The organism is Kocuria sp. U4B (assembly GCF_054875615.1).
This window is the reverse complement of the sequence record NZ_JBTYJD010000002.1, coordinates 115,406-127,175: the sequence shown is the minus strand read 5'-3', so window position 1 is coordinate 127,175 and position 11,770 is coordinate 115,406. Positions and strand designations below refer to the sequence as shown.

The following is an 11,770-nucleotide window of genomic DNA, read 5'->3' as shown; positions in this document are numbered from 1 at the left end:
AAGCCTGCTGGATCGGTCGGACGCTCCAGCCCGTCGCTCCGGGCGCATGGGCGCTGCCCGTCATGATGATCGACCCTCCCCCAAGCAGCATGACTATGGACGCTGGCCAGAATCCGGTCGCGTTGCCTAGGGGTGCTGGGCTCGGGTGGAGCGGCGGGGCCACCGGCCCCTGATGATCTTGGCGCGATGCTCCCGCCCCGCCCCGGCCTGGGCGGTGCGGGCGGCCCAGAACGCCTCCCCGGACCATTCGAAGACTGGCTTCTGCTTGGTGAGGAAGGCCTGCTGGCCGATCCGGGCGTCGGGGCCCTCGACCACCTGGTGGAACAGGGCCTCGGAGACCTCGTCCGCCCCGAAGGCGGGGGCCTCCCCCTCCCCCTGGGCCGCCAGTCGGATCAGGTGCTTGTGCGCCTGCACGCTCAGCTGCGACCGCTGGGCCAGGCCGGTGACGACCTCCCCCAGCGCCGCCTCGAACTCCGCTTCCGCCACCACCCGGGTGAGCATGCCCCAGGCCTCGGCCTCGGCGGCGGTGACCGTGTCCCCGGTGAGCAGCAGGTGGGAGGCCACCCCGGGACCGACCAGCCGGACCAGGTTCTGGACCCCGGAGGCGGGGAAGACGATCCCGATCCTCGACGGGGTCAGCCCGATGCGCAGCGAGGCGGCGGCGATGCGCAGGTCGCAGGCGGCGGCCAGCATCCAGGCCCCGCCCATGCAGTACCCCTGAAGGGCCGCAACGGTGGGCTTGTGCACCCCTGCCAGGGCGGCCTCGGCCTCGGTGAGCAGCCCGCCGCGGGGCAGCCCGGTGCCGGGCTCGCCCAGGCAGTCGAAGACCTCTCCGATGTCGGCCCCGGCCGAGAACACGCCCCCGGCCCCGCGGATCCCGATCACGCGCACGGACGGGTCGGCGTCGAGCTCCCCCAGCAGCTCGGGCAGGGCGGCCCACATGGCCGGGGACAGGGCGTTGCGCCGCTCCGGGCGGTCGATGACCACCCAGGCCACGAGCCCCTCGTGGTGGACGGCAAGGGTGCCGGTGGACATCTCGGGAATCGGCTCGGCAGTCATCGGGTACCTCCGGTGGTCAGGGCGTGGGCTCGGGGGTGAAAGCCATCCCCGGGCGGATGTGGTCGCCGACAAGGCCTGCTCATCGATCCGGGCCGGCCAGCAGGAAATCCCGGCGGCCCGGATGGGATCCATCCCCTCAGTGCTCAGGGCCGGCAAGTCCTCCGGCCATATCGGCCAAGAGGCCAGGGGCACTTATCGCAGAGCCCTCTCGACGGCCTGCTCGGAGGCGGCGTGGCGGGCGTCATTGCCGACGACGGTGTTGCGCAGCACCCCCAGCCGCTCGACCTCGACCTCGACGACGTCGCCCGGGCCCAGCAGCCACTGCGGGTCGCGGGCATAACCCACTCCGGAGGGGGTGCCGGTGGCCAGCAGGTCCCCCGGGCGCAGGGTGAAGGTCCGGGAGATGTGGGCCAGGGTGTCCCCGACCGTGTAGACCATCTCCTCGGTACTGCCGTCCTGGACGACTTCACCGTTGACCCGGGTGACCACGCGCAGCCCCTCGCGCAGGTCCCCCACCTCGCCGGCCGGCACCATCGGGCCCAGTGGCCCGGAGCGGTCACCGTTCTTGCCCAGGATCCACTGGGAGGTGAGCTTCTGGGCCCGGCGGGCGGTGAGATCGTTGAACGTCGAGTACCCCACCACGGCGGCCAGGGCCTCCTCCGGGGTGGCGTCCACCAGGGTCCCCCCGACCCAGGCGACGATCTCGCCCTCCCAGTCCAGGCCGTCCTCGCCGGCAGGCACGGGCACCTCGGCCCCGCCGACGGTCAGCGACTGCGTCCAGCGGGCGAACAGGGTCGGGTGCTCGGGCAGCTCCTGCTCGCGGTAGGAGCCCTCGGCGACGTGCTTGAGGTAGTTCAGCCCGATGCAGACCACCCGCGCCCCGGGCAGGACCGGGGGCACGAACTCCACCTGGGCAGCATCGACACGCTCACCGGTCGCGGGGGCCGACAGGTGGGCCGCAGGGTCGAGCCAGAACTCCTCCAGACCGGCCACCACCGTGACCTGCGCTCCGTCCTCGGACAGGGCGGCGACTTCCACAGGTCCTTCGTCGCGGCGGATGCCGACGATCCTCATGTGCTGCTCCTCCCGGCGGCCGGAGTGCTCCGGCGTTCCATAAACTACTAAAACATTCACACCTTTTGTGTTTGAATAGGAGCATGACACAGATCACCGGGGCGGTACAGCCCCCCGATCGAGGTTCCGGGACGGCGGCGACCGTGCCCTCGGCCCCCGAAGCGCTGAAGCTGGACGGTCCGCGATCGCGCTCCGAACAGCTCGCCGCGGCCATCGACCAGCGGATCCGCGACCAGCAGCTGCAGCCCGGCGATGTCGTGGGAACCCTGCAGTCCCTGCGGGACGAGACCGGCTACGCCCGCTCCACCGTCAGCGAGGCGGTGCGGCTGCTGCGCGAACGGGGGATCCTGGAGATCCGCCCGGGCCGCAGCGGAGGGCTCTTCGTCGCCCAGCCCACCCCCGTAGTGCGGCTGCGCCACACGCTGCTCACCGTCCACGAACAGCCCTCCACGGTGCTGGACGCCATCGAGCTGCGGGACCACCTCGAAGAGCTCATCGACATCGGGGCCGCCCGCTGCCGCACTGCCGCCGACGTCGCCGACCTGCGCTGGCTGCTCGCGCAGATGGAGGCCGCCGGGGACTGGGACGGATTCATGCGCGCCAACTGGGCCCTGCACGCCCGGATCGCCGAGATCACCCCCAACGCCATGGCCCGGGCCGTCTACACCGGCACCCTGGGCTACCTCTCCTCCACCGCGTCCTCCCGCTTCGACGCCGAGGACCCGGCCGCGGCCGCCTACCGCGCCGAGCGGCACCGGGTCCACGCAGCACTCGTGGACGCGATCGAGGCCGGGAACGTCGAGGCCGTACGCGCGGCCGTGGCCGCCCACAACACCACTCACTGACCCACCCACGCATTCGACCAGCACACGTCGTCCGACCAGCACGAGGGAGTGCCGCCATGACCGACGCCCAGCCCACCCGTGACACCACTGTCGAGACCACTGCCGAGTTCCGCCGGTACCTCTACCCCGCCGACCACCCGAGGATCACCGAGGTGCAGGGTCTGGACGCCTACGCCTACCGCGAGGCCGCCCGCCAGCCGGGCACCTTCACCGGGGAGCTGGTGAAGGGATGGACCCCGCTGTACCTGAACGAGTTCCGCGGGGTGACCGAGGACGGCACGCTGCGGGAGGGGCTGTATCCGCTGGAGCCGGCCCGCCCCAGGGAGGAGGCCCCGGTGGCAGCCATGGTGGCGGCGGCCGAGGCGCTGCTGGCGGCGGTGTCCGAGGCGGATCGGGAAAAGCTCACCTACCCGGTGGACGCCGTTCAGTGGCAGACCTGGGCGAACCCGGAGTTCATGCAGTTCGACACCGGGCTGCGCCTGGATTTCCAGCCCACCCCCGTCCGGGCCAAGGCCCTGGCCCTGGTGGAGGCCTCGCTGAGCCCGGAGGGGTTCCGGCTGGCCCACGACATGATGCTCATCAACGGCTTCCTGGGGGAGGTCGTGGGCCTGGAGAGCGTGCTCAACGAGTTCAGCTACCACATCGCCCTCTACGGCACCCCGCACCCCACCGCCCCGTGGGGGTGGCAGCTGTTCGGCCACCACTGCGCGGTGAACTGCCTGGTGGTCGAGGGCCGCATGAGCCTCGGGCCCGTGTTCTTCGGCGCCGAGCCCAACGAGATCGACGCCGGCCCGCACGCCGGCACCACCGCCTTCGGCGACCGGATCCGCCTGGGCGCCGAGCTCATGGCCGCCCTGCCCGCCGAGCAGCGGGCCGCGGCGACCGTCTACGAGCAGATGGTGGATCCGGCCATGCCGGAGGGCCGGGTGCACCCGGGCGACGAGCGGCACCTCGCGGGGGCGTTCCAGGACAACCGGGTGATCCCGTTCGAGGGGATCCGGGTCGGGCAGATGCCGGCGGACGCGCAGCAGCTGGTGCTGGCGATCGTCGAGCAGTTCGTGCTCCCCCTCCCCGCAGGCCCGCGGGCGGCCCGGCTGCGGGAGGTCGCCGAGCACCTGGACGAGACGTGGTTCTGCTGGATCGGCGGCCACGAACCCGGGGACGTCTTCTACTACCGCATCCAGTCCCCGGTGGTGATCGCGGAGCTGGACCACCACTGCGGGGTGTTCCTCGACTACGACACCCCCAAGCACTTCCACGTCCACACCGTGCTGCGCACCCCGCACGGCAACGACTACGGCCGTGCCTGGGTCCGCCTGTGGCAGGCCGCCCAGGCAAAAAGCTCCCGGTAAGCAGTGCCGTAACGGGCCTTGGTGCGACATAGCCCCTTTGTCGCGCAGAAATTCCCCACCTCAACCCCATGGCGCGCGTAGTCCGCACCGTATGAACGCTCAGACCTGACAGGCAGCAACTCCCGGATCCGCCAGTAGAGGGCGGCCCATGACATGCCGAGGTCGCGGGCGACCTGGGTGGCCTACTCCCTGGCGTCGATCAGCCGTAGGGCGTTGCGTATTTGGGAGTCGGTGAAGGCCTGGCACCGCCCGTCGAGGTCTTCGCCAGCGGCCCGGCGGTCGGCCACCGAGTCGGTGATGCGTTCGTGTGTGTTCTCCAGTTCCATCTGCGCCAGGGCGGCCATAACCGTGAATACCATCGAGGCCATCGAAGTGTGGGTGTCCACGTCTCCCCCACCGATGTTCAGCCCCTGCAACCCGGCACCAATCCCCCGCAACGCCTCGGCGAAGGCGAGCATGGGTTGCATCGACCGACGATGCCCGCACAGGAATCCCCACTGCAACGCCGCGGACCCACCAGTTACCCGAGGTCTCAGCAGTCCCGCGCGTCGTGTCGATACACTCTGGGTTTCCCGTGCCGGCTCCTCGCGCACGGTCACCCGTTTTTCAAGAGGACCCGCAACATCATGGCCACCGATTACGATGCCCCGCGCACCCGGGACGAGGACGAGCCGGCCAACGAGTCCCTGGAAGCCCTCCAGGCCCGCACCAGCGCCACCACCCAGGCCCCGGCCATTGATTTGGAGGACGTCGACACTGCCGAAGGCATCGACCTGCCCGGGGCGGACCTCTCGCATGAGGAGCTCACCGTTCAGGTGGTCCCGGAGCAGGCCGATGAGTTCACCTGCGCCTCTTGCTTCCTGGTCCGCCACCGCTCCCAATTGGCCCTCAGCAGCGCCGGCGCCCGGTACTGCACCGACTGTGAGGGCTGAACCCCTGGATCGTCTGGTGGCACTAACTCAGGCTTCCGGGCGCACGATGCGTCCCGGGTATGAGCTGTTGTCCGCCCCCGCCATCAGGGGGTACGTGTTCACTGCGGCCGGGCGTCAACGCCGCAACACGGTCTGATGATTGAGCTTGCCGGTGGAGGCGATGGGGCCATAGCGGAACAATTTCGCAGCCGCCCGAACTGACATCCCTAGTTCCTCAAGGGAGTGAGGTCGCCGGCATTACCGGGATGGCTGGGGAACCGGCGTCAATGACCGATCGACGCTTCCCGTGCGTGCTCTTTCGGTGAGCTGTGGAGTCGGCTGGGGGTTCGCCGCGGGCAGGCGCAGGAGACTGTCCGCTTCGCTGCGTTGTTCGGCGTGGTGGGTCACGAGCACGACGATGCGATCAGACAGGGCCGCCCGCAGGTCTGCCATGAGGGAGTCGGCGGCGGGGGCGTCGAGGTGGGAGGTCGGTTCGTCGAGGAGCATGACGTCGGCGCGGGTGAGCAGCGCCCGAGCGACGGCGAGGCGTTGGCGCTGGCCTCCGGAGAGGTTCGCCCCTCCGGGGCCGATCGGTGTGTCCAGGCCTTGGGGCAGTCCGTCCATGAGGCAGCCCAGGCCCACGCGGGTGAGGACCTCGTGCATCTCCTCCTCTGTGGGCCGGTCGCCCCGGTCCCGGGCGAGCAGGAGGTTGCCACGGATGGTGGAGTCGAACAGGTGCGCCTCCTGGGGGCACCAGGCGAAGCACTGTCGCAGCCGTGCGGTGTCGAAGGCGGTGCTGTCGTAGCCGTTGACCTGCCACGAGCCCTCCGTGACCGATAGGTGGCTGAGGAGGGTGGCCAGCAAGGTGGATTTGCCCGCCCCGGAAGGGCCCTCGACGATGAGCCATTGGCCGCGGCGTACGGTGGCGTTGAGGTGGCGGAATGCCGGTGCCGGCGCCCCGGGCCAGGTGACGGCCAGGTCGGCCAGCGTCAGCTCGTGGATCCCGGTTGGGGCCGGTCCAGTGGCGAGCCGTGGCGCCTCGTAGCGGGGGGCTGCGGAGGTGACAGCTTGGATCTTGCGCAGCGACTCGGCCAGCGCGGCCCACTGCTGCACCGCATCGACCGCGCCGAGCAGGGGGTCGATGAGACCCAGGGGCAGCAGCACGAGTGCAGCGGCGACCGGCGGGGAGATCGTGCCCCCGGCCACGGGGTCTGCGGTGGCTGCCAGCATGAGCACGGACGAGAGCGAGCAGGCCAGCACGACGATGCCCTCGCCCAGGCCTCGCGCCCAGGCGCTGGACCCGGTGGCGGTGTCGGCTAGTTGCTCGAGGTCATCGAGGCGGGTGAGCATCTCCTGGGCTCTCCCGTTGGCCCGCAGCTCACCCGACGCGGCGACCATTGCGGCGAACTGGCGGAGCAGGTGGGAGCGCACCACGGTGAGGTGACGGGCCGCCGAGCGGTCGGTGAGCAGCGCCACCACCGGGCCGATGAGCAGGCCACCGACCACGGCGACCAGCAACACGGGGACGGCACCGGGGCACAGGGCCGCGACGGCGACGAGGGCCCCCAGGGCGGTGCCTGCCCCGACCAGGGGCGGCAGCAGGATCCGGGGCGTCAGGTCGCGCACCCGGTCGGCGGCGGCGACCAGGTGATCCAGCGCCGCGCCGCCGGTGGCCAGAGCGCGCGAGGCCAGGCCGCGGGCGGCCAGCCCGGCCCACACCCGGGTCCTGAGGCTGGTGGTGGCGGACAGGACGGCATCGTGGGTGGCTAGCCGCTCGGCGTAGCGCAGCACGGAGCGGCCGATGCCGAAGAAGCGGACTCCGACGATGGCGACCATCAAATACATGATTCCGGGCTGCTCGGCGGCGCGCACGATCAGCCAGCCCGACAGCGCGGTGAGGGCGGCGGCGAATAGGGCCGATGCGGTCCCCAGGGCCGCCGCCCCGAGCATGCGCCAGCGGGTGGGGGCCAGGAAGGTGGCCAGTTCCCGCAAGGCGGCTCCACGCTCGGATGCGCCGTCTTGGAGTTGGTAGGCGTCCGGTTCGGCGGTCGTGGCGGTGAGGTCCGCCCCGTAGGACTCCGCTGGGGCGGGGCGAGCCGGTGTCGCGCTGCCGTTTCGCGGGGTGGCCGAGGCGCCCAGCAGCAGTTGCTGGTCCGCCAGGGCGGTGACGTTCGTTTCGTGGGAGGCCACCACGACGGTGACCTGGCCTTTCAGGGATTTGATCAGGGATTCGACCAGGTGGGCATTGCCGGGATCGAGATGGGCCGTGGGCTCGTCCAGGATCAGCAGCCGGGCCCCGGCGGCCACCCGGGTCAGCCCGCGGGCCAGGCCCAGTCGGCGCAGCTCGCCGGGGCTGAGCTGGTTCGGGTCCGCGTGGACCACCTCGGCGAGCCCAACCCGCGTGAGGGCCCGGTGAGCGGAGGCCGTGTCAGCAGCGTAGAGCTGGACCTCGTCGAGGACTGTGGTCCCGACGGTGTGGATGTGCTGGGGGACCCACACGACGGCGTCGGGGTCGATGCCGGTGACGCTGCCCTGCTGGGCTTCGACGGTGCCGGCGAGGACACCGAGGAGGGTGGATTTGCCGCTGCCGCTGGGGCCTTCGACGCTCGTGACGGATCCGCCGGGGAGTTCGGCGTCGACGGCTGGCAGGGCCGGGGTGGGCCGATGGGGATAGTGGACCGTCACGCCGTGCAGGCGCACCGTGGGTGCATCCAGCGCGTCGGTGTCCGCTGCTGGCTTCGCCGGTGAGCGGATGTCGGCGGGCAGGTGTTCGGCGACGATCTCCTCCGAGCGGCGCAGGGCTGCCATGCCGTCCTGGGAGGCGTGGAAGGCAGCACCCAGCTCCCGGAAGGGCGCGAAGCACTCCGGGGCGAGGATGAGCGCGACGAGCCCCACCAGCAGGTCGAGGTCACCGTGGACGAGGCGCACCCCGACGAACACGGCCACCACGGCGACCGAGAGCGTGGCGATCAGCTCGAGCACCAGTGCGGAGAGGAAGGCGGTGCGCAGGGTCACCATGGTTGTGCGCCGGTGGTCTTCGGAGATCTGGTGCAGCGCTGCGGTCTGCTCCTCGCTCCGCCCCAGGCCTACGAGGACGGGCAGGCCGCGGGCGAGTTCGACCAGGTGGTGGGAGAGCCGTTGGAGGGCGGCGGAGGACTCCTCGGTCTTGTCCTGGGTGTGCAGGCCCACCAGGGCCATGAAGAGCGGGACCAGGGGCACGGTGAGCACGATGATGAGGGCGCTGACCCAGTCGGCGGCCAGGATCCGCACCCCGATCAGCAGGGGCACCGTGGCGGTGGTGACGGCCGTGGGCAGGACCCGGGCGTAGTAGTCATCCAGGGCGTCGAGGCCGATGGTGCCCACGGTGGTCGTGGCCCCGACGTCGTGGCCCCCACCGGCCAGGAGGCGGGTGGCGAGTCCTCGGCGCAGTCCCCGTTTCGCACGCCCCGCCGCCCGGGCGGCGACGACCTGGGTGCCCCAGGTGGTTCCGGCCCGCAGGAGCCCGGCACCGGCCCCGAGCAGGAGGACCGCCTGCCAGGCCGACGGGTCGTCGTTGACGACTCCGACGATGCCGCGGGCCAGTGCTTCGGCCAGGCCGATCAGCGCGAGGGCCTTGAGCGCCCCCAGTAGGCCGAGCATGAGGAGGGCGGTGGTGCCGCCTGGGCCCAGTGGTGGACGCCTCATGCCCGATGCATGCCGGTGCCGTCGGAGCCGTCGGAGCGGTCGGTGCGGTGGTGGCCCGAGCGGATGGCCGTGCCCGCCACCGCCGGGACCACAGCGTGGGGGGCGGGCAGGTGGCCGGTGCTCAGGCGCCGGCGGAACACCCAGTAGCTCCAGCCCTGGTACAGCAGCACAAGTGGCAGTCCGATGCCGGCGACGACCGTCATGACGCCCAGGGTGTAGTCGCTGTTGGACGCGTTGGCCACCGTCAGGTCATGAGCCGCGTCCACGGTAGAGGGCAGGACCACGGGGTAGGCGTTGGCGAAGATCGAGGCCACCCCGCAGATCAGGAAGACGGCGGAGGAGGCGAAGGCACGCCCCTCATGGCCCACCCGCGCACTGGTCCACCCGAACAGGGCCGCCACCACGGCAGCACCGAGCAAGACCGACGTCCAGGTCTTGCCGTTGAGCATCTGCACGGCCACGACCCAGCCCACCAGCGGCAGGAGCGCGGCCAGGCCGACGCGCACGAGGAAACGGCGGGCACGCACCCGTACCGGGCCTTCGGTCTTCAGCCCCAGGAAGGCCGCGGCGTGGACGAGGCAGAATCCGACCAGCGCCAGCCCGCCCAGCACTGCGTAGGGGGTGAACCAGGCGAAGGCCCCGCCGACTCGGTCGCCGTTGGCGTTGATCGGCAGTCCCGTGGTGGTCAGGGCCAGGGCGGCTCCGAGGCCGAAGGCGGCCAGGAAGGAGCCGGTGCCCAGGGCCCGGTCGGCCCAGCGCCGCCACCGGTCGCTGTGGGCCTTGCCCCGATATTCGATGGACACGGCCCGGAAGATCAGCCCTACGAGCACGAACACGAAGGGGAGGTACAGGGCGGAGAGCAGTGAGGCGTACCAGTCGGGGAAGGCGGCGAAGAGCCCGGCGGCGGCGGTGATCAGCCACACCTCGTTGCCGTCCCACACGGGGCCGATGGTGTTGAGCATTTGGCGGCGCTCACGCTCGTCGCGGGTGCTGGTGAGCATGAGCATCCCCACGCCCAGGTCGAAGCCGTCCAGGACGATGAACCCGGTCCATAGCACCGCGATGGCGATGAACCAGAGGGTGGGTAGCAGTTCCATGTCAAAGGCCGTTCTGTGATCGTCGGGCTCAGGCGGCGAAAGCGAGCACGTCCTCGCGCCCGTCCGCCATCGCCGTCGTGAAGGTGGTCGGGCTCAGTAGGCGAAGGCGAGCACGTCGTCGCGCCGGCCGGCCGTGTCGTCGGGGTGGTCAAGATCGTCGTGGCGGTGGGCGAGCTCGGGCATGGCCGAGGCGACCCCGCCGCGCACGTAGCGCACCAGCAGTTTCACCTCCACGACCAGCAGCACCGCGTAGATCAGCCCGAGGGTGATGAGGGAGAAGACGATCTCTCCCCCGCTGACCCCCGGGGAGACGGCCGCGGCGGTGAACATGAACACGCCGTCCACCCCGCTGGGGTTCGGGTTCGGCGCCACCACGAAGGGTTGGCGGCCCATCTCGGTGAACACCCACCCGGCGATGTTGGCCCCGAACGGGGCCAGGATGGACGCCACCGCCACCCACATCAGGGGCTTCGAGGCCGGGACGGTGCCCTTCCGGCTCACCCAGAGGGTGAGGGCGGCGAAGCCGGCGGCGAGGACTCCGAAGCCGATCATCAGGCGGAAGCCCCAGTAGGTGACCTCCATCAGGGGCAGGTAGTCGATCTCCTGCCCGGTCCGCCCCCCGTACATCGGGTCGTCGGGCAGGTGCGTGCCGTAGGCGGCCTCGTACTCGGGAATCAGGGTGTTCACACCCTTGACCTCGGTGTCGAAGTCCCCGTGAGCCAGGAACGACAGCAGCCCCGGGATCTCGATGACGTTGACCACCTCATCACAGGTCTGGGCGCCGAGTGGGCCGATGGCCAGGATCGAGAACCCGGTGCCGTCGTGGCAGGCGGCCTCGGCGGCGGCCATCTTCAGCGGTTGCTGCTCGAACATCAGCTTGCCCTGCAGATCCCCCGTGGCAGCCACGGCCCCAAACCCGACCATCGCCACCACCGCCCCGATGCGCAGGCTCGACAGCCACACCCCGTGGTCGGTGCGGTCCCGCCCCGGGACATCGGGGTGTTCCCCGACGGCCACGGCCCCGGCGGCGTCGACGGTGTCGATGCCGTCCCGGCGGCGCTGCCACAGCTGGTACCAGGCGATCCCCACCAAAAACGCTGCACCCACCGCCACCGCCCCGGCCAGGGTATGGGCGTAGGCCACCAGGGCCGTGTTGTTGGTCAGCACCGCCCACACGTCGTTCATCACCGGACGGCCGTCCACCATCTCCACCCCTACGGGGTGCTGCATCCAGGAGTTGGCGACGATGATGAAGAACGCTGAGACCACCGAGCCGAGCACCGCGATCCACAGCGAGGCCAGGTGCACCTTCTTGGGCAGCCGGTCCCAGCCGAAGATCCACAGCCCCAGGAAGGTCGACTCGAAGAAGAAGGCCAGCAACCCCTCCATCGCCAGCGGGGCCCCGAAGACGTCCCCGACGAACCGGGAGTACTCACTCCAGGCCATCCCGAACTGGAACTCCTGCACCAGACCGGTGGCCACGCCCACGATGAAGTTGATCAGGTAGAGCTTGCCCCAGAACTTTGTCATCCGCAGCCAGCGGTCGTTGCCGGTGCGCACCCACAGCGTCTGCATGGCAGCGACCAGCAGGCCCAGCCCCAGGGTGAGCGGGACCATGACGAAGTGGTAGACGGTGGTGATCCCGAACTGCCACCGGGCGATTTCCAACGGGTCCATGGGTCGTCCCCCAACTTTTCTACGACATGTAGAAGTAATTCTACGCCCCGTAGAACTACTTCTACGCCACT

At 70.7% G+C, this 11,770-nt stretch carries 9 protein-coding genes; 3 read left to right on the top strand and 6 right to left on the bottom strand.

Going from position 1 to position 11,770, the window contains the following annotated elements; all coding sequences use genetic code 11:
* Nucleotides 1–126: 126 nt before the first annotated feature.
* Together ACYSMR_RS18425 and ACYSMR_RS18420 are read right to left on the bottom strand one after the other, a co-directional pair.
* Nucleotides 127–1,059 (bottom strand): enoyl-CoA hydratase/isomerase family protein, encoded by a 933-nt coding sequence (locus ACYSMR_RS18425; protein ID WP_461748089.1) that lies wholly within the window; start codon nt 1,057–1,059, stop codon nt 127–129.
* Between the two features lie 192 nt (nt 1,060–1,251).
* A complete protein-coding gene (locus tag ACYSMR_RS18420) occupies nt 1,252–2,133 on the bottom strand; it encodes a fumarylacetoacetate hydrolase family protein (RefSeq protein WP_461748088.1) in 882 nt (293 codons plus the stop codon).
* An 83-nt stretch (nt 2,134–2,216) separates the two neighbouring features.
* Between ACYSMR_RS18420 and ACYSMR_RS18415 the strand changes: the two genes are divergently transcribed.
* Nucleotides 2,217–2,978 (top strand): FadR/GntR family transcriptional regulator, encoded by a 762-nt coding sequence (locus ACYSMR_RS18415; RefSeq protein WP_461748087.1) that lies wholly within the window; start codon nt 2,217–2,219, stop codon nt 2,976–2,978.
* Between the two features lie 56 nt (nt 2,979–3,034).
* Nucleotides 3,035–4,330 carry a DUF3500 domain-containing protein gene (locus ACYSMR_RS18410; protein WP_461748086.1) on the top strand — a complete coding sequence of 432 codons (1,296 nt, stop codon included), beginning with the start codon at nt 3,035–3,037 and terminating at the stop codon, nt 4,328–4,330.
* 182 nt (nt 4,331–4,512) lie between these two features.
* Here the strand turns inward: ACYSMR_RS18410 and ACYSMR_RS18405 are convergent, their stop codons facing one another.
* Nucleotides 4,513–4,797: a recombinase family protein gene (locus ACYSMR_RS18405; RefSeq protein WP_461748085.1), complete on the bottom strand. Its 285-nt coding sequence runs from the start codon at nt 4,795–4,797 to the stop codon at nt 4,513–4,515.
* A 159-nt stretch (nt 4,798–4,956) separates the two neighbouring features.
* On the opposite strand from ACYSMR_RS18405, the gene ACYSMR_RS18400 reads away from it, so the two are divergent.
* Nucleotides 4,957–5,262, top strand: coding sequence for a DUF4193 domain-containing protein (locus ACYSMR_RS18400; protein ID WP_461748084.1), 306 nt, complete (start codon nt 4,957–4,959; stop codon nt 5,260–5,262).
* A 237-nt stretch (nt 5,263–5,499) separates the two neighbouring features.
* On the opposite strand, the gene cydD is transcribed toward ACYSMR_RS18400, so the two are convergent.
* From cydD to ACYSMR_RS18385, 3 genes are all read right to left on the bottom strand, one after another.
* Nucleotides 5,500–8,925, bottom strand: coding sequence for a thiol reductant ABC exporter subunit CydD (gene cydD / locus ACYSMR_RS18395; protein WP_461748083.1), 3,426 nt, complete (start codon nt 8,923–8,925; stop codon nt 5,500–5,502).
* Nucleotides 8,922–10,022 carry a cytochrome d ubiquinol oxidase subunit II gene (gene cydB / locus ACYSMR_RS18390; protein WP_461748082.1) on the bottom strand — a complete coding sequence of 367 codons (1,101 nt, stop codon included), beginning with the start codon at nt 10,020–10,022 and terminating at the stop codon, nt 8,922–8,924. The genes cydD and cydB overlap by 4 nt, the downstream gene beginning before the upstream one ends.
* Nucleotides 10,023–10,115: 93 nt before the next feature.
* Entirely contained in the window at nt 10,116–11,699 is a 1,584-nt protein-coding gene (locus ACYSMR_RS18385) for a cytochrome ubiquinol oxidase subunit I (RefSeq protein ID WP_461748081.1), read from the bottom strand.
* Nucleotides 11,700–11,770 lie beyond the last annotated feature (71 nt).